The organism is Kluyvera fluvialis (assembly GCF_059725275.1).
Genome location: NZ_AP046142.1, coordinates 160,309 through 179,355, shown reverse-complemented (window position 1 = coordinate 179,355; position 19,047 = coordinate 160,309). Strand labels below are relative to the sequence as shown.

General features: G+C 47.6%; 17 protein-coding genes. 7 read left to right on the top strand and 10 right to left on the bottom strand.

What is annotated here, in order from left to right:
• Positions 1 to 8 precede the first annotated feature (8 nt).
• Both envC and AC6I4B_RS00860 read left to right on the top strand, forming a co-directional pair.
• Positions 9 to 1,280: a murein hydrolase activator EnvC gene (gene envC, locus AC6I4B_RS00865; protein ID WP_497768791.1), complete on the top strand. Its 1,272-nt coding sequence runs from the start codon at positions 9 to 11 to the stop codon at positions 1,278 to 1,280.
• A 3-nt stretch (positions 1,281 to 1,283) separates the two neighbouring features.
• Positions 1,284 to 2,213, top strand: a complete 930-nt coding sequence (locus AC6I4B_RS00860; protein WP_497768789.1) for a divergent polysaccharide deacetylase family protein — start codon at positions 1,284 to 1,286, stop codon at positions 2,211 to 2,213.
• Here AC6I4B_RS00860 and AC6I4B_RS00855 read toward each other — a convergent pair whose 3' ends face one another.
• The 3 genes from AC6I4B_RS00855 to kbl all read right to left on the bottom strand — a co-directional run bounded on the left by AC6I4B_RS00855 (position 2,214) and on the right by kbl (position 5,642).
• Positions 2,214 to 3,251, bottom strand: a complete 1,038-nt coding sequence (locus tag AC6I4B_RS00855; RefSeq protein WP_497768787.1) for a glycosyltransferase — start codon at positions 3,249 to 3,251, stop codon at positions 2,214 to 2,216.
• A 159-nt stretch (positions 3,252 to 3,410) separates the two neighbouring features.
• Positions 3,411 to 4,436 (bottom strand): L-threonine 3-dehydrogenase, encoded by a 1,026-nt coding sequence (gene tdh / locus AC6I4B_RS00850; RefSeq protein WP_497768786.1) that lies wholly within the window; start codon positions 4,434 to 4,436, stop codon positions 3,411 to 3,413.
• 9 nt (positions 4,437 to 4,445) lie between these two features.
• The gene (gene kbl, locus AC6I4B_RS00845; RefSeq protein WP_497768784.1) at positions 4,446 to 5,642 is read right to left on the bottom strand and encodes a glycine C-acetyltransferase; all 1,197 of its coding nucleotides are present in this window, start codon (positions 5,640 to 5,642) and stop codon (positions 4,446 to 4,448) included.
• Positions 5,643 to 5,859: 217 nt separating this feature from the next.
• Here kbl and rfaD point away from each other — a divergent pair, with 217 nt between their 5' ends.
• Genes rfaD through rfaC form a run of 3 tightly spaced genes read left to right on the top strand, consistent with a single transcriptional unit; the run spans position 5,860 to position 8,811 of the window.
• Positions 5,860 to 6,792, top strand: a complete 933-nt coding sequence (gene rfaD / locus AC6I4B_RS00840) for an ADP-glyceromanno-heptose 6-epimerase (protein ID WP_497768783.1) — start codon at positions 5,860 to 5,862, stop codon at positions 6,790 to 6,792.
• 9 nt (positions 6,793 to 6,801) lie between these two features.
• Positions 6,802 to 7,848 carry an ADP-heptose--LPS heptosyltransferase RfaF gene (gene rfaF / locus AC6I4B_RS00835; protein ID WP_497768781.1) on the top strand — a complete coding sequence of 349 codons (1,047 nt, stop codon included), beginning with the start codon at positions 6,802 to 6,804 and terminating at the stop codon, positions 7,846 to 7,848.
• Between the two features lie 3 nt (positions 7,849 to 7,851).
• A complete protein-coding gene (rfaC, locus tag AC6I4B_RS00830) occupies positions 7,852 to 8,811 on the top strand; it encodes a lipopolysaccharide heptosyltransferase RfaC (protein WP_497768779.1) in 960 nt (319 codons plus the stop codon).
• Between the two features lie 79 nt (positions 8,812 to 8,890).
• Here the strand turns inward: rfaC and AC6I4B_RS00825 are convergent, their stop codons facing one another.
• The 7 genes from AC6I4B_RS00825 to AC6I4B_RS00795 form a co-directional block, all read right to left on the bottom strand.
• Entirely contained in the window at positions 8,891 to 9,877 is a 987-nt protein-coding gene (locus tag AC6I4B_RS00825; RefSeq protein ID WP_497768778.1) for a glycosyltransferase family 52, read from the bottom strand.
• A gap of 43 nt (positions 9,878 to 9,920) precedes the next feature.
• Positions 9,921 to 10,946, bottom strand: coding sequence for a glycosyltransferase family 9 protein (locus AC6I4B_RS00820; protein ID WP_497768776.1), 1,026 nt, complete (start codon positions 10,944 to 10,946; stop codon positions 9,921 to 9,923).
• 33 nt (positions 10,947 to 10,979) lie between these two features.
• Positions 10,980 to 11,996 carry a lipopolysaccharide 3-alpha-galactosyltransferase gene (gene waaO, locus AC6I4B_RS00815; RefSeq protein WP_497768775.1) on the bottom strand — a complete coding sequence of 339 codons (1,017 nt, stop codon included), beginning with the start codon at positions 11,994 to 11,996 and terminating at the stop codon, positions 10,980 to 10,982.
• 19 nt (positions 11,997 to 12,015) lie between these two features.
• On the bottom strand, positions 12,016 to 12,813 hold the full coding sequence (rfaP, locus tag AC6I4B_RS00810) for a lipopolysaccharide core heptose(I) kinase RfaP (protein WP_497768773.1): 798 nt from the start codon (positions 12,811 to 12,813) through the stop codon (positions 12,016 to 12,018).
• Positions 12,806 to 13,930 carry a glycosyltransferase family 4 protein gene (locus AC6I4B_RS00805; protein ID WP_497768771.1) on the bottom strand — a complete coding sequence of 375 codons (1,125 nt, stop codon included), beginning with the start codon at positions 13,928 to 13,930 and terminating at the stop codon, positions 12,806 to 12,808. Before AC6I4B_RS00805 ends, rfaP begins: the two co-directional genes overlap by 8 nt.
• Complete coding sequence (rfaQ, locus tag AC6I4B_RS00800; protein ID WP_497768769.1) at positions 13,927 to 14,997, bottom strand: lipopolysaccharide core heptosyltransferase RfaQ; 1,071 nt, start codon at positions 14,995 to 14,997, stop codon at positions 13,927 to 13,929. Before rfaQ ends, AC6I4B_RS00805 begins: the two co-directional genes overlap by 4 nt.
• Before the next feature lie 171 nt (positions 14,998 to 15,168).
• A complete protein-coding gene (locus AC6I4B_RS00795; RefSeq protein WP_497768767.1) occupies positions 15,169 to 16,476 on the bottom strand; it encodes an O-antigen ligase family protein in 1,308 nt (435 codons plus the stop codon).
• 119 nt (positions 16,477 to 16,595) lie between these two features.
• Between AC6I4B_RS00795 and AC6I4B_RS00790 the strand changes: the two genes are divergently transcribed.
• Positions 16,596 to 17,582, top strand: a complete 987-nt coding sequence (locus AC6I4B_RS00790) for a glycosyltransferase (RefSeq protein WP_497768765.1) — start codon at positions 16,596 to 16,598, stop codon at positions 17,580 to 17,582.
• Between the two features lie 181 nt (positions 17,583 to 17,763).
• Positions 17,764 to 19,041 (top strand): lipid IV(A) 3-deoxy-D-manno-octulosonic acid transferase, encoded by a 1,278-nt coding sequence (gene waaA / locus AC6I4B_RS00785; protein ID WP_497768763.1) that lies wholly within the window; start codon positions 17,764 to 17,766, stop codon positions 19,039 to 19,041.
• Positions 19,042 to 19,047 lie beyond the last annotated feature (6 nt).

Here is a 19,047-nt window from a genome sequence, read left to right as displayed (position 1 = left end):
CCCTCCCCATGAGGGGAAAGGCGATTTATTCCATTAAATGGGCCGAAGCAATGCTCCGGTCCACGTTGTACGCCAGCGCGCTCAGCGCCGGCGTATTGCTGTGCGCCGCACCCGCCCATGCGGATGATCGCTCACAGCTCCAGTCTATTCAGGCCAATATCGCCGCCAAAGAGCGCGCGGTACGCCAACAGCAACAGCAACGCGCCACCCTTCTCGCTCAACTGAAAGCCCAGGAACAGGCTATCTCTGCCGCCGCCCGTCAACTGCGTGAAACGCAGAACTCGCTGGCGCAGCTCAATGCACAAATCGCCGAGATGAACGCGTCTATCGCCAAGCTGGAAAAACAGCGCCAGGCGCAAGAACGTAATTTAGCCGCTCAGCTTGATGCCGCGTTTCGCCAGGGCGAACACACCGGGATTCAGCTCATCCTCAGCGGTGAGGAAAGCCAGCGTGGGCAGCGTCTACAGGCCTATTTTGGTTACCTGAATCAGGCTCGCCAGGAGACTATCGCCGAGCTAAAGCAAACGCGCGAAGACATGGCGGCGCAAAAAAGCGAGCTGGAAGAGAAGCAGAGCCAACAGCAAACGCTGTTGTACGAGCAGCGCGCCCAGCAGGCCAAGCTGGAGCAGGCGCGTAACGAACGTAAGAAAACGCTCGCCGAGCTGGAGTCCTCTATTCAGCAGGGTCAGCAACAGTTGAGCGAGCTGCGGGCGAACGAATCTCGCCTGCGTAACAGCATTGCGCGTGCGGAAGCGGCGGCGAAAGCCCGCGCCGAACGCGAAGCCCGTGAGGCCGAGGCGGTACGTGACCGCCAGAAAGAGGCTTCCCGCAAAGGCACGACCTATAAACCTTCCGAAAGCGAGCGCTCTTTGATGGCGCGCACCGGTGGCTTGGGCGCTCCGCGCGGTCAAGCCTACTGGCCAGTTCGCGGTACAACCCTGCATCGCTATGGCGAACAACTGCAAGGTGAGCTACGTTGGAAGGGGATGGTTATTAGCGCATCGGAAGGAACCGAAGTGAAAGCCATCGCCGATGGTCGCGTGATCCTTGCTGACTGGCTCCAGGGCTATGGCCTGGTCGTCGTCGTCGAGCACGGTAAAGGCGATATGAGCCTGTACGGTTATAACCAGAGCGCGCTGGTCAGCGTTGGCACACAAGTGCGCGCCGGGCAGCCGATCGCTTTGGTGGGTAACAGTGGCGGTCAGGGCAGACCTTCACTCTATTTCGAAATTCGCCGCCAGGGTCAGGCGGTCAATCCACTACCGTGGTTGGGAAGATAAGTTTTGCTTCAATTTCGCCAGTTCGTTCTTCTCAGTGCACTGGCATTAGCCGCACCAAGCTATGCCGGTAAACTGTCTATCGTTATCGATGATTTTGGTTATCGCCCACACCAGGAAAATCAGGTGCTGGCGATGCCATCTGCCATTTCTGTCGCCGTTTTACCTAACGCCCCTCACGCTCGCGAAATGGCCACGAAGGCGCATAACAGCGGGCATGAAGTGCTGATTCACCTGCCAATGGCGCCACTGAGTAAACAGCCGTTGGAAAAAGACACATTGCGCCCGGAGATGAGCAGCGATGAAATCGAGCGCATTATTCGCGAAGCCGTGGATAAAGTGCCGTACGCCGTTGGTCTGAACAACCACATGGGCAGCGCGATGACCTCTAGCCTGTTTGGTATGCAGAAAGTGATGCTGGCGCTGAGCCGCTATAATCTGTATTTCCTCGACAGTATGACGATTGGCAACAGTCAGGCGATGCGCGCCGCAAATGGCACTGGGGTAAAAGTGATTAAGCGCCGGGTATTCCTTGATGATTCGCAAAACGAGGCGGCGATTCGCGTGCAGTTTAATCGTGCGATTGATCTAGCGCGCCGCAACGGTTCGGCAATAGCCATCGGCCACCCGCACCCGACGACCGTGCGTGTGCTCCAACAGATGGTCTATAACCTGCCGTCCGACATTACGCTGGTGCGCCCAAGCAGCCTGCTTAACGAGCCGCAGGTCGATACGTCAACCCCGAACCCTTCTCGGCCGCAAACGCAGACGACATCACCGCGAAATCCGTTCCACGGTGTGACGCTTTGTAAGCCGAAAAAACCGCTGGAACCGGTCTACGCCAGCCGCTTCTTCACCGTGCTGGGCGAGAGCATCAGCAACAGCACACTGGTGCAGTATATGCAGTTGCAGTGGCAGGGCTGGCAGCAACCGTAATTAGTCTTTCAGCCCCAGAGTCAAATGGGCCAGACGGCGCGGAGTGAGTGATTTATCACGCCACTTGTTAAACCGGATGGCCCACAGCATGACCTGATACCCCAGCTTCACGTTGCAAATATTGCTGACCATCCGTTTGAACATGCCGGAAACTTCGGCCTCCGCAATCATCCGCTCACGAATTTTCTGGTCCGGCTCTTTACGAATGCAGTGGCAAACGCGCAGCGCTTCGTAAATCACCTGCTGTTTAAACTCGGGATAGATCGGAATCCGCCCGGCGTAGTCGTGGTTCATCTTGTCGAGCAGGCGGGTAATTTTGATGTAGTGGCGTTGATATGCCAGGTTCTTCACGCCGGTGCGCTTCAGGCGGCTGACCGATGCGCCGTGCAGGAAATATTTGTACAGCGGCACTTCGGTATAACGCGCGCGTTTGGCGTTAAACATAAACTCAGTAGACCAGATGATGTCCTGGTGGTGCAGGCCAGGAATAAACGTCAGCCCTGCGTCTATGATGGTTTGGTGGCGGTATACGCCCATCCATACCACGTGACGCCAGCGGCGGCTCGCCAGCCCTTTACGCAGCCAATCAGGCCCGGTCATCACCTCGGTAGAACGAATACGATCGAGCGGAATAGACGCCCGCGTGGCTCCCGTTTCTGCCTGACACCAGTCGGCATTGCACTGCGCCACGTCGAGGTTATCATTCAACGCCATCGTCATCAGCGTTTCGTACATTTTGGGATAAGCAATATCATCGGCATCGACGTAAGCGATGTACTCACCCTTCGCAATCTCCATGCCGGTATTGCGCGCCGCCGAGACACCGGCATTACGCTGGTGCAGCAGATGAACATGCGGATATTTGTCCGCATAAGCCTGGGCGAGTTCTGCGGAGTTATCCGTCGAGCCATCATTAACAATGATAATCTCAATATTCTTCCAGGTTTGCGCAATCAGCGAATCCATACACGCGATAAACGGTTCGCCCGTGTTGTAAAGCGGCATGATGACGCTCAGGAGACCGGGAGTATAGGTCATATAAAATCCTGCCAAACAGTATAATTAACGGCAATATTTAACATATTCGGGCGCAAAAGGTCAGTACAAACGATGCGGCCACGCTGCGCCAGAACATGAAAAAAAATCCCCAGAGTTTAAATCTGGGGACAACATACACTCACTCTAGCATGAAGGCGATTAATCCCAGCTCAACACCACTTTGCCGGACTGACCAGAACGCATCGCATCGAAGCCTTTCTGGAAATCATCAATGCCGAAACGGTGCGTGATAATTGGCGAGAGATCGAGACCAGACTGAATCAGCGCCGCCATTTTGTACCAGGTTTCGAACATTTCACGACCGTAGATACCTTTAATAAACAGCCCCTTAAAGATAACTTTGTTCCAGTCGATAGACATATCCGATGGTGGGATCCCAAGCATCGCAATACGCCCGCCGTGGTTCATGGTATCGAGCATTGCGCGGAATGCTGGCGGTGCGCCGGACATCTCCAGGCCAACGTCGAAGCCTTCGGTCATGCCAAGCTCAGCCATCACATCATTGAGGCTCTCTTTCGAGACGTTCACCGCGCGGGTAACGCCCATTTTGCGCGCCAGCTCAAGGCGGTATTCATTCACATCAGTGATGACTACATTGCGTGCGCCAACGTGTTTTGCCACCGCCGCCGCCATAATGCCAATCGGGCCTGCGCCGGAAACCAGCACATCTTCGCCCACCAGGTCAAAAGAGAGCGCGGTATGCACCGCATTACCGAATGGGTCAAAGATAGACGCCAGATCGTCGGAGATATTGTCCGGGATTTTGAAAGCGTTAAAGGCCGGAATCACCAGATACTCGGCGAAGCAACCGGGACGGTTCACCCCCACGCCGATAGTATTACGGCACAGGTGAGTGCGGCCGCCACGGCAGTTACGACAGTGGCCACAGGTAATATGGCCTTCACCAGAGACGCGATCGCCAACCTTAAAGCCACGTACTTCCTGGCCAATACCGACCACTTCACCAACGTATTCATGCCCTACAACCATCGGTACTGGAATGGTTTTCTGTGACCATTCGTCCCAGTTGTAGATATGCACATCTGTGCCGCAGATAGCGGTTTTGCGAATTTTAATCAGCAGGTCGTTATGGCCGAGTTCCGGTTCCGGGACATCGGTCATCCAGATCCCTTCTTCCGCTTTCAGTTTCGATAACGCTTTCATCTCACACCCTTAGGCAATCACGCCCAGTTGTTTACCGATGCGGGTAAAGGCTTCCACCGCACGTTCAATTTGTGCCGTCGTATGCGCTGCCGACATTTGGGTGCGAATACGCGCCTGGCCTTTTGGTACGACCGGGAAGAAGAACCCAGTCACATAGATGCCTTCTTTTTGCAGCTCACGAGCGAAGTTTTGCGCGATGACCGCATCGCCAAGCATCACCGGGATAATCGCGTGGTCAGCGCCTGCCAGCGTAAAGCCTGCGGCGGTCATTTTTTCACGGAACAGACGGGCGTTAGCCCACAGGCGGTCACGCAGTTCTGCGCCAGACTCCACCATCTCCAGCACTTTGATAGACGCGGAAACAATCGCCGGAGCCAGCGAGTTGGAGAACAGATACGGGCGTGAGCGCTGACGCAGCCACTCCACCACCTCTTTGCGCGCTGCGGTGTAGCCGCCGGACGCGCCGCCCAGCGCTTTGCCCAATGTGCCAGTGATGATATCCACACGGCCCATAACTTCACAGTATTCATGCGAGCCACGACCATTTTCACCCACAAAGCCGACGGCGTGAGAGTCATCGACCATCACCAGCGCGTCGTATTTATCGGCCAGGTCACACACGCCTTTCAGGTTGGCGATAACGCCATCCATTGAAAACACGCCGTCAGTAGCAATCAGCACATGGCGTGCACCGGCTTCACGCGCTTCTTTCAGGCGAGCTTCCAGCTCTTGCATATCGTTATTGGCGTAGCGGAAACGCTTCGCTTTACACAGGCGCACACCGTCAATGATCGAGGCGTGGTTTAGTGCGTCGGAGATAATTGCATCTTCTGCGCCCAGCAGCGTTTCAAACAGGCCGCCGTTAGCATCGAAGCAAGAGGAGTACAGAATCGCATCTTCCATCCCGAGGAATTCCGCCAGCTTCTTCTCCAGCACTTTGTGGCTATCCTGCGTGCCGCAGATAAAACGCACTGACGCCATACCAAAACCGTGGCTGTCCATGCCCGCTTTCGCGGCGTTAATCAGCTCAGGGTGGTTGGCCAGGCCTAGGTAGTTATTGGCGCAGAAGTTAATAACGTGGCTACCATCGCCCACGGTGATGTCCGCTTGCTGAGCGGAGGTGATAATACGTTCTTCTTTAAACAACCCTTCCGCACGGGCGGTGTTCAGGTCGTTGGTTAACTGTTTGTAGAAATCACCACGCATTGCAACTCTCCAGATTCGGTAAAATTCGGCACATATTACCCAAAGCTATACGCTGATACGAGATGATGCATGTCTGAATGAATTATTTGCAGCATAAATCACGCAGCTTACCGGTCGCCGAATGGCGAAAGGCTGAAGGCTTAGCAATGTGATGATATGATAAGAGGCATTCGTGCCCGGGATAGTCCAGGGCCCATACATTTCAAAGGTTACAGTTATGATAATCGTTACCGGCGGCGCTGGCTTTATTGGCAGCAACATCGTGAAAGCGCTCAATGACAAAGGCATCACCGATATTCTGGTGGTGGATAACCTGAAAGACGGCACTAAATTTGTAAACCTGGTCGATTTGGACATCGCCGACTACATGGATAAAGAAGACTTTCTGATCCAGATTATGGCCGGTGAAGAGTTCGGTGAAATCGAAGCAGTATTCCACGAAGGCGCATGTTCCTCCACCACCGAGTGGGACGGCAAGTACATGATGGACAACAACTATCAGTACTCCAAAGAAGTTCTGCACTACTGCCTGGAACGCGAAATCCCGTTCCTGTATGCCTCTTCCGCAGCCACCTACGGCGGCCGCACTTCAGACTTCATCGAATCCCGTGAATATGAGAAACCGCTGAACGTTTACGGCTACTCTAAGTTCCTGTTCGACGAATATGTTCGTCAGATTCTGCCAGAAGCCAACTCACCGGTTGTCGGCTTCCGCTACTTCAACGTTTACGGCCCGCGTGAAGGCCACAAAGGCAGCATGGCGAGCGTGGCTTTCCACCTCAACACCCAGTTGAACAACGGTGAAACGCCAAAACTGTTCGAAGGCAGCGACGGCTTCAAGCGTGATTTCGTCTACGTGGGCGATGTGGCAGCGGTAAACCTGTGGTTCTGGGAAAACGGTAAATCCGGCATCTTCAACCTCGGCACGGGCCGCGCGGAATCTTTCCAGGCGGTGGCAGACGCTACTCTGGCGTACCACAAAAAAGGCACCATCGAGTACATTCCATTCCCGGAAAAACTGAAAGGCCGCTACCAGGCGTTTACTCAGGCTGACCTGACGAACCTGCGCGCTGCTGGCTACGATAAGCCATTCAAGACCGTTGCCGAAGGCGTAACGGAATATATGGCCTGGCTGAACCGCGACGCGTAAGAAGTAAGCATGAAAATACTGGTGATCGGCCCGTCATGGGTGGGCGACATGATGATGTCGCAAAGTCTCTATCGCACGCTCAAGGCGCGCTATCCCCAGGCGATAATTGACGTGATGGCACCTGCATGGTGCCGTCCGTTGTTATCGCGGATGCCGGAAGTTAACGACGCTATCTCAATGCCATTAGGCCACGGCGCGTTAGAAATTGGCGAGCGCCGCAAACTCGGCCATAGCCTGCGCGAACGCCGCTATGACCGTGCCTACGTGCTGCCGAACTCGTTTAAATCCGCGCTAGTGCCATTTTTTGCCGGTATTCCACTACGTACTGGCTGGCGTGGTGAGATGCGTTATGGCCTGCTCAACGACGCTCGTGTGCTGGATAAAGAAGCCTGGCCGCTGATGGTGGAGCGCTATGTCGCTCTGGCCTACGACAAAGGCGTTATGCGCTGCGCCAAAGATTTACCGCAGCCGCTGCTATGGCCTCAGCTACAGGTGAGCGACGGGGAAAAATCCCTCGCCTACAATGCGTTCTCGCTGTCGAGCGACCGTCCGATGATTGGCTTTTGCCCTGGCGCAGAATTCGGCCCGGCAAAACGTTGGCCGCACTATCACTACGCTTCTCTCGCCAAACAGTTGATTGATGAAGGCAACCAGATTGTCCTTTTCGGCTCAGCCAAAGACAACGACGCAGGCAATGAGATAATCGCCTCGCTCAGTGAAGAACAAAAAGTGTGGTGTCGTAATCTGGCGGGGGAAACCCAGCTGGAGCAAGCCGTCATTCTGATTGCTGCCTGTAAGGCTATCGTCACCAACGACTCCGGCCTGATGCATGTTGCCGCTGCGCTTAATCGCCCTCTGGTGGCGCTCTATGGCCCAAGCAGCCCAGACTTCACTCCGCCGCTGTCGAACAAAGCGCGGGTGATTCGCCTGATTACTGGCTACCACAAAGTGCGCAAAGGTGACGCCGCACAAGGTTATCACCAGAGCCTGATTGATATTACGCCTGCGCGCGTGATGGAAGAGCTTAACGATCTCCTGTCGAGCGAGGACGTCTAATACATGCGGGTTCTGATTGTTAAAACCTCCTCTATGGGCGATGTCCTGCATACGCTGCCAGCATTAACCGATGCGGCGCGCGCGATTCCAGGGATCCGTTTTGACTGGGTGGTTGAAGAAGGCTTTGCGCAAATTCCCTCCTGGCATGAAGCCGTCGAGCGCGTGATTCCGGTGGCTATTCGCCGCTGGCGCAAAGCGTGGTTTTCGGCTCCCATCAAAGCGGAACGCCAGGCCTTTCGCGATGCCATCCAGGCCGTGAACTACGATGCAATCATTGACGCTCAGGGGCTGGTAAAAAGCGCCGCGCTGGTGACTCGCCTCGCGCATGGCGTGAAGCATGGTATGGACTGGAGCACCGCGCGTGAACCGCTGGCCAGTTTGTTCTATAACCGCCGCCATCACATTGCTAAACAGCAGCACGCCGTCGAACGCACCCGCGAGCTGTTTGCCAAAAGCCTGGGCTATGCGAAGCCAGAAACGCAGGGCGATTACGCCATCGCACAGCATTTTCTCCGCACTGTGACACCGGATAATGCGCCTTACTGCGTGTTCCTGCACGCCACCACTCGCGATGATAAACATTGGCCGGAAAGTCACTGGCGCGAACTGATTGGTCTGCTGAAAGAGAGTGGATTGCAGATTAAGCTGCCCTGGGGAGCGCCGCACGAAGAGGCTCGCGCGAAACGTTTAGCGGAAGGGTTTGATTATGTAGAAGTGCTGCCACGGCTTAGCCTTGAAGAGGTCGCACATGTGCTGGCAGGAGCAAAATTTGTCGTCTCAGTGGATACCGGGCTAAGCCACCTCACCGCAGCGCTGGATCGCCCGAATATCACCCTGTATGGGCCGACTGACCCAGGGCTGATTGGCGGATATGGGAAAAATCAGGTGGCGTGTTGTTCGCCTAATAAACAACTCACTGGGCTGAGCGCCAAAACCGTCTTTGAGCAGCTAACACTCACGTAATGAGATCATCGGATTGGCTGGCGATGGGATTTCTGGCGGAAGCGATGTATCGTCGGCTTCCAATCCCATCGCCAAAAAATCACTTCTGTGCATCCAGGTTATAAATTTTAACGTTACCTTGATTAAACAGAGAAAACGAATCCAGGATATCGGCCCTGATTAACTCGGTTTCCAGCAGTGTCACGTTAACATTGGGCAAGTTCATAACATTCAACTGACAGGTGCTGGCAAAACCAACCACATTGACATGTACCCCCTGGCTCACAAGGCTATAGATATAATCTTCCGATATTGAATCAACACTTTCCTCAGCCATATTTAATGAATCAGGAGAGGTTTCACGCGGATGACGAAGATAAATCAGGTCGGTAAAAACAGAATTCAAAGCATAAATTTTGGCAATTAATTTTTCCAAATTGACATTGTCTTTATGCCTTAATATATCTTTGAATCTGGAACCAATGAATATATTCACAACCTTATCGGAAGAAGATCGTCCGTGGTCAGATATCCCTATCTCACGGTTGAACATATCCAATTTTACCAGCTCAGAACGAACATTGCGTGTCCGATCATCATTCAGGATCGTATAATGCCGCTCACTACTATCAATGATTTTCTTGATACTAAAGCGATTGGTGAAAAATAGACGCGTAAGAAAATATTTGAATTTGCGCTTCTCTTTTATTTTATGATTAACATCCAGAATAGTGTTTATGTTTAAAATACCATCATCAAAGGTTCTTATTTTTAATGGAGGGCAAACCTGACTGACAATATACTGAATGGTTAAGTCATTTGCATTTGCCAAGTATATATAACCATTTTGGCAAGCAAGATTTTTTATGTAGCGTGCGATTTTCAGAAAATTAAAAAAGCCATAATCCATATCAGCAATAAGGTATGTGTTAAAATATTCCTGTAATTCTGATTTTATGGATGGCTTAACGCCTGCTTTAGTTTGCAGGTAGATAATATGAAAATGGTCAGCCCCATATCGCTCTTTTATCATTTTTGCGATTCGAAACTGAAGGGGCGAACAGACAATGAAGATATGATTACTCACAAATCCTCGTCAATAATATCAATGAGGTGAAATAAAAAAGTATTCAGATGCGTTCTAACTCTTTAACGACTTCAGCATAAATGTAATCAGGTGATATTTCAGATATTCCTTTTTCATTTATGATTTGACACGCATTCGAATAATTCGGCCCACACAGGGTGTCTGTATTATAGCCGTCATTATAGACCGAGCTATAGAACGCTAATAATGGTTTATTATGGCTATTGGCTACATGAACAAATGATGTATCAACAGAAATAACAAAGTCACAAGCACAAAGTACAGCCGCCGCACTGCTGAAATTAGGTGCTTCAAAGTAAAAGGTATTATCTTGCAAAGTGACTTTTTCTAACTTTTCCTTTTCCATCAATAAAATAACACTGACATTCTTCATCATTGCAAACATATCCAATAATGAATTAATCTGCTGTTCACTGAAGCTACGCTGATTTGTTGATGCAAAAGGACAAAAAGCAACGTTAAGTGAGCCAGATGGCAAAGAGGCAATATATTTATCGGCTAACAAACGTGATTCATCAGAGAAGTGAAGAATATAGTTATCAGGGAACGGCGTTGTATGACCAATGTATTTATCAACAATATGTCGATAGTAGTCAGTTATGTGAATAGCCTTAGTATCTGGAATATAATTATCGCTATATTTCCCAGGAATCTTTACATCAAAACCGCTCAATTTCTTATATTTTAGAGTAGATAACACTTTCATATATTTATATGTAAAATACCATCCACAATGGCTGTAGGGATCGATAACAAGATCATATTCTTCTTTTGCCCTATATGACTCGTCCCCTGCTATGATGATATTGTTAATATCGTTATTATTTTCAAATAATGAGGTAAGTTTCTTAGCAATAAGAATATCTACAGTATGGCCTGTGTCTTTCAACACGCGAAGAAATGATGTTGCCATAATCGCATCACCCAATCCGACATTAATCAGGATAAGGCATATTGATTTTACATTGGTCTTTTCATCACTTACACCTGGAGTTGTCAGTTTAGTCGATGCTAATAAAGATTTTATTTTATAAATGACATTACTCAATCGCGTGCACCATAGTTTGTAGGTTAAGGTTAATTATCCAAGTACTTTCAGGTAGAAATAGTAGACATATGCCTTCATGCCCTCAACCATCCGCCCTTGTTTAAAATAATGCTTAGCACAATAGCGCGCATGATGTGAGTTACCAGGCTTCATCAGAGGTGATTTTTCCCATGGGGATTTTTCTTTTGCCTGTAAAAACGCTTTTGCACTTGGATAGTTAGCCCATTCATGCCATGGTTTGGTTGGGCCGATGTAATGAATAAAAACGGTCTGGTCATTAATCGGATTTACCACGTCATCTTTAAGTTCATAATTAAGGCTGAACTGAGTATTGAATTTACCGTCAATAAACAGAACTTTCCCTGCTAAGATTACGTTCAAGATATCTTGATCTAAATAAGAAAGCTTTTTAACCATCTGGCTATCAGATAATATGCCCAAAGCCTTTGCTGATACATGCTCTTGTGCCCATAAAGCTGTATTTAGTAATAAAAGCCCGGCGTTAAAATAGCCATTATTTAGTGCTTCGCAATCTAAGCTCTTGGCTCGTCGCTCCCACCAGGAGGCGTCTCTTTCAGGAACAACTGCGGCGACATGGTCGGTAAGATCAAGCGTAAAGAGTTCGCTAATATCCCCTTTACACATGATATCCGCATCCATATACAGGATTCGTTCTTCACGATTGATAAAATAATCGCCAATAATAAAGCGGAAATATGTTGCGATTGACCAGTTTTTAGTCGTCGGGAATGACTGTAATCTCTCACTGTTAATAATATGGATTTCAATACTTGTCTGGTAAGACTCCGCCAACTGTTGGAACTTTAATGTTTGTTCATCCGTGACATTATCAATAAATAAATGAAAGACAAAATTTGACTGTTTATTATTAATGAGAATTGATGTAATTGAAATACCACATCCAAAGAGAAAGTTCTGATCAAGTCCAAAACAGATGTGCAATGGATGCCCTGATTGTAACGAATCAGAATAATCAAAAACTATCGTCTTTGTAATAAAATCATCAGCCTTCAAATATTGATAATCCATATAAATAACCTTTCAGAAATTACAAAGACTTGCGAATTGTTCTTTCTTTTATCTTTTCAGCTTTATCACGCGCATGATTCAAAAGGCTTTTTTCATCATGCAATATAGTTTTTAGCGACTTATCGAAATAAACAGTTAGAAATCTAAAAATATCACGTTGTGTCAGCCCAATATCTAACGAGGAGAAATAAAGGCCGATTAAATCTTTATCTCGCCAACGCAATGGCACAGTGGCACGAATTTGAGCACGATGCAGGTCAATTACCGATATTTTTAAATCATCACTCTGCCCGCTAAAAGGTAGGTGTAGTAAAAAATGGCAAATATAGCAATCACGATGATTAACCCCACCCTGGTGCATTTTCCGCACCATCGTGGCAACACGCTCAATAATCATGCGTTTTACCTTAACTTCAGGTGGTATTGTCACCCAGTCCGCACAATAATCTTCAAGACTAACCGTTGGCGTAAGATCTTCGGTAATAATAAAGGAGGTGCGGGTTAATGGGTTTAATCCCTTCTCACCAAAACCAATTCCTTGCATGGTATCAACACCGACGTCGCGAAGACGATGGATGGCATTCCACTCTCGATCGGCCCCTAAAACCGGCATACGTAGAGAAAGCAAATTTTTGACAATCTCTTTTAACGAAGTACCGCGATGCCATTTCAGGAAATAGCTTTTGCCCGCAAGTTCAAACCGCAGCGTACGGCGAGTTTCTAGCTCTCTAAATACCTCGCCTTGTAATGCTTTGACTTCTTCAAAAGCATCTTTGTCACGCCATAGCGTGGCTAGCGGCTCTCTTAATTCAACCATCCAAACCACCTGTTATAATGTCCGTCGCTTTCTCAGGCAAACTATACAAGTCCTGAGTATCTGCATAATAGCGTGCATTCTGGGCCCATTTTTGACGTAATGAGTCCTGTTGCAAGGCATTAAGCAAACATTCATCTAACGCTTCTTGTCGATAGGGCTCTTCAATCACACTGCCGCACTGTGCATCAGCAATATAATGCGCGTAGCCACAAACTGCGGTTGTTAGTACAGGGAGTCCCGCTGTAACGGCCTCAAGTAAGACGATGCCCGCAGCCTCCTGATAAGCAGGGTGTAGTAATAAATCAGCTGCGGCCATTAACTCTGCAATATCATTACGTCCAGAGAAAAAATGCACGTTTTCTCGTACATTATATTGGCTAGCCAGCGATTCAAATCGCCGAGATTTATCCTGCCCAACAACAAACAATTTCGTTTTTTGCCGCAAATGCTCTGGTAGCGAAGCTAAGGCTTTGATAGAACGATCCACACCTTTGCGAGTAAAATCAGAACCGACCTGCAACAGCAGATATTCTTGTTCAGCTACACCATTTTTCTGTCGGTAGGCTTCTCGGCAACCACTCGGCTGATTACTGTATTTTCTATCTGGATAGATGCCAGGTGGGAGAATATGGAACCGCGCATCTTCAGTGTGGTAATGCTTTTTGAAATCCGCAATTTGCCTGTCAGTGAGCATAAGCAATTGCGTTGGTTTGCCCTGCGCAAATGTTTCGCGCTCAAACGCGGCGTAATGCCGATACCGAGACGTTAAGCGATAGAAAAAGCCTTTTTCTCTAGCAACCTTCTCGGCATAACAGACATCGGCGGCATAATAGACATCCAGGCCGGGCATTTTGTTGAATCCCACAACACGATCGACAGGATGGCTAAGCAGGTGATTTTGCACCCATGCATAGTATTCTGCATTACGCCCATGGTTAGTGCGAGATTTAACAGGAACAATGACGAGTTCAAAACTATCAGGGCATTCCCCTTCCCAATGCTGGGTATAAACTCGCACCCGGTTGCCACGTGACGCCACGGCTTGCGCAATTCGCATAAAATCACGCTGCAACCCACCAAATGGAAAGTATTTATACAAACAGAATGCGACTATCATGATTCAGCACCTGTAGCTGGCAGGTCATGATTCTGAGATAACATTTTCCCAATGGCCGTAATAACATCTTTTGCAGGAATAACTGAAAGATACATTTTATTACGATCCAACTGCTCGCGTGATGGCATGGGTTGATAATCCCCCGCCCAAAATTGAATCATATTCTCTGACCATGGTCGCCAGAATATGTGGTTGGTCGCACCAAATAAGCACACCATTGGCGTCTTTACCGCCGCCGCGATATGTCCTGGCGCGGAATCAACCCCTACGAACAGCTCCGCATGGTCAATTAACGCGGCTAATTCTGGGAATGTCATCTTACCTGCCAGCGCAGTGACCGGCGAGACTTTACATCCTTTCGCGATGGCGTCTACACAGGCTAAGTCCTCGCGACTCGGGCCGGAGGTCAGAATCACGGCTAACCCGCGTTCGTGTAGGTCATCAACCACACGAGAAAATTTATCATTGTCCCAGCATTTGAAAATCTGTCGCGCGGTCGGCTGTATCACCACATAACGCTTACCCACCCCAACGCTGTCGAGCATCTCACGAACTCGCGACCAGCAAGAGGAGTTATAACTCATCGTCGTCTGCATCACGTAGGAGTCAAGCTTCAGAGGAGAAAGCACCGAGAGGTTGCTTTCTACAACATTGTTGCCCTTTGGGGTAGCAAGATGGGTAAAACTGTTACGCCAAAAAGCATGTTGACGATGCGAGTAATCCTGCGTAATTTTCACTGGTGCATTCAACATTCGAACCAATATCGCGACCATCCATTGATCTGCCATATTGATAACAAGGTCATACTTGTTTGAACGCAATACCTTGATAAGATGGACAAAGTTGGCAATCTTATCACCTGCTTTAGCCTTCTTATTTTTTATCCCGTACAGTGCATTGATTTCACGATTCTCGGATAAAATAGGTATCGTGTCCTGGTATAGAAGCACATCGATTTTTGCATCAGGATAATGGCGCTTCAGCGTGCTAATGACAGGGGTAGTCAGCAGCATATCCCCATGAAAGCGCATCTTAATAACCAAGACTCTTTTAAATGGCTGTTCCACAAGCGACCCTTCGTTGAGCTAATCCAGTGATAAATGGACAAAAAACACGCTACCGCCCCAGATTCAACAGCTACCCGAATGCTGATCAACATAGCTTAGCTAATTATACTGCGTGGATTATATCACTAATTAACTAATCATTCGATACGCTCGAGCAACATAGAAAAACAACTAATCTATAGTTTTCATATTGTCTTGCTGCCCTTTTTTGTTAATAAATACCAGGGCCATAATGGTATAAAGCAAATATATTTCCATGAACATCTTCTCGAATAGGCAATAAACTAAAAAATATCCAATAAATGAGGTTAATAACGATATACTAAAGATGTCACGCTTGGCTCTTACTGACTTAATCATCTCTTTAATATTAACAAACACTGATACTAAAAATAGTGCCAGCCCACCAAAGCCAATATTATATAGAATGGTAAAGAAAAGGGGCTCATCTAAATTGTATTTATTTGTATTAAAGTTAAAGACTAAATTATTTCGAGGAGCTTGATGGTCCCATAGATACTCATCATAAGTAGAGTTACCATATCCGATACCGAAAATAGCATTTTTAATGCTATTCATGACTAACGGATATCGCTGTGTAATGATCTGATCACGTCCACTTGAGATATTTGTAACCTGTGTAGATTGATCTACTTTATTCTTTACTTGAGAAAATGAATTATACGCGATAGCCACGCCTATTCCAGCGACAGCCAATGACATAAAAATCACAAGCAAAAACTTTTTAATGTTTTTGGTGCACAAGAACATGACCGCCACGGTTTCAACCGCCAGCGACAGAATGCCACCTCGGCTACCAGTGTAAAGTAGGAAGATAAAAGCTAAAAATGACAGGGACAAGAGAGATATCTTTATAAGGACATTCTTGTACATTAGTCCACCTGCCAATACGAATGGGTATAGCATCACAACATAGAAGGCAAACCCATAACGTAGTTGCAGATACAGCGCTTGTGGATCGTTCTTAATATAACGTAATACAGGAACAACCAGCACAATATAAGCCAAAGTGATAATTGCGCTAATCACATATGTTTTTTTCAATTGGAGAATATGCTTATGAAAAGCGATAAAAAAGACAAGCATTATTATGGGGTAGCGCCAGTCTTTAAAAAACTGACCTACTGCACCTGCGGTATTATTTTTATATGTGAAAAAAACGATACAGATCAAGCACCATAACGAAAAGATAGCCAATGATTTTCTGTTTTTAAAGAAATTTCCTATTGCTTTAATTATATTAATTTTCTCCGAGCGGATAGTGTACAAAGAGAGTAATACCATCGCTACAGAGGCAAGATTAAGCACTGCGCGGTTATCGATAGTGAATAAACCAAAGACCATCAGCAGCAGCACCACATTAGTTAGCAGCATAATATTTAGCTTTCTAACACTTGAATCTATACCCATATAATTTGTATTCCTTCTACCAACTTCTTCACGCCAAATTATTGACATTTATATATGTTTAAATTATACTATAAGGAAGGACTAAATCATAATATTTATGTTTAACGCCTTATTCTTGATACTCCAGCAGCAAACATAGTATTTGTGTATTGCACAAGGGTTTAAAATTGAAACAGAACATCATTAAACGCATTGTGGATGCTCACGCTAGCAACGATACCGGAGCAGAACAATGTGTCAATATAACGTACGGTGCTGATGATCTGTTTCTATACGGGACTGGTGTTTCCATTACTTCTGTATTACTCAACAACCCAAGTATCAATTTTCACTTTCATATATTTTCAAACGATATTTCAACGCATAACCAAACGTTATTTTCTAATCTTTCAGAACAATACAATACAAAGATAACTTTTTATGTTTTAGATGATGACATTTTAAAGTCATTGCCTACTGCGTCGAAATCATGGAATCATTCCATTTATTTTCGGTTGATCGCCATTGATTATTTTTCAGATAAATTAGATTCGATAATTTATCTGGATTCCGATATCATTTGTAAGAAAAGCTTGCAGCCACTATTAACAGAGTCATTTGATGACACTGCACTTATTGCCGTGCATGATAACTTCGTCGATACATCAAATATTAGTGACGTCGTACCTGAATTATATTTCAACTCTGGATTTTTATATTTCAATTTAACAAAATTAAGAAATTTCGACATCACTGAAAAAGTGATTTCCATTGTAACGAAAGGTGGTTTTAAACACCCAGATCAGGATGCTCTCAACATCATCTTTCACGATCGTGTAAAACTCGTCGATCACAAATTTAATTCATTCTTCAACATCGATAGTTTGCTCAAAAATAAAAAGAGAAAGTTTGAGATAACATCTGAGACAATCCTCATTCACTATGTCGGCGTCACAAAACCGTGGCACGATTGGGCGCAGTTCTATAGCGACGTTAACTACTTCAACGTTGCTCGAGAAAACTCGCCATGGAAAAATAGCCCATTGCTTTGCCCGACAACCTATAAGCAGTTATCAAGAAAAAGTATCCATCTCAAAAATAATGGCATGCTGGTAAAGTCAGCTATTTATTATGTTAAGTATCTGATAAGCAAAATATCCACTCGCTTACGCTAATATCGGCGGTAATCCCGTTATATTTTAACAATAATGTCTCTGCCGCAGAACCTGTTTCTCCCCCAGTTCAACGAATTTCCACAATCAAAAGTGGCTAAATCGCTCAAAACAGCAAAAGTAATAGCAAAACAGTGGATAAATACATAGAATCCCCAGCACATTCATTAGTCAGCTAACGCCCATGCTTGAGTTGCTTTACACCACACTACTCTATCTTATTCAGCCTCTCATCTGGATACGGCTTTGGGTGCGCGGACGTAAGGCACCAGCTTATCGTAAGCGCTGGGGTGAACGTTACGGTTTCTATCGCCAGCCGCTGAAACCGGGTGGAATTATGCTGCATTCTGTTTCCGTTGGTGAAACGCTGGCGGCTATTCCTCTGGTCCGTGCGCTGCGCCACCGTTATCCTGATTTGCCCCTTACGGTGACAACGATGACCCCTACCGGGTCGGAGCGCGTACAGTCGGCTTTTGGCAAGGATGTGCAGCACGTCTATCTGCCTTATGACCTGCCCGATGCGGTGAACCGCTTCCTTGATAAAATTGACCCAAAATTAGTGTTAATCATGGAAACCGAGCTGTGGCCAAACTTGATTGCCGCACTGCATCGCCGTCATATTCCACTGGTTATCGCCAACGCTCGACTTTCCGAGCGCTCCGCAGCTGGTTACGCAAAATTAGGGTCGTTTGTTCGCACGTTGCTTCAGCGCATCACGCTGATTGCCGCACAGAATGAAGAAGATGGGCGACGCTTTGTCGCGCTCGGCGCCAAAAACAATCAGGTCACCATCACCGGCAGCCTTAAGTTTGATATCTCTGTTACGCCACAGTTAGCTGCCAAAGCCGTGACGCTACGCCGCCAATGGGCGCCTCATCGCCCAGTGTGGATCGCAACCAGCACCCACGAGGGCGAGGAAAGCATTGTTATCGCCGCGCACAAAGCGCTGTTACAGCATTATCCTGACCTGCTGTTGATTCTGGTTCCTCGGCATCCAGAACGTTTCCCTGATGCGATAAACCTAACGCGCCAGGCGGGTCTTAGCTACACCACACGCTCCTCAGGTGAAGTCCCACCGGCAACCACCCAAGTTGTCATTGGTGACACCATGGGGGAGCTGATGCTGCTGTATGGTATTGCTGACCTGGCCTTTGTCGGTGGTTCTTTGGTTGAACGCGGCGGGCATAACCCATTAGAAGCCGCAGCCCACGCTATTCCCGTGTTGATGGGGCCACATACCTTTAACTTTAAAGATATCTGCGCCCGTCTGGAACAGGCGAGTGGGCTTATCACCGTCACCGACGCCGCCAGCCTCGAAAAAGAGGTATCCTCTCTGTTAGGCGATGCAGATTATCGTAGCTTCTACGGTCGCCATGCCGTTGAGGTTCTGTATCAGAATCAGGGCGCGCTGCAACGCTTGTTACAACTCCTGGAGCCGTACCTGCCACCGAAAACGCATTGAGGATTA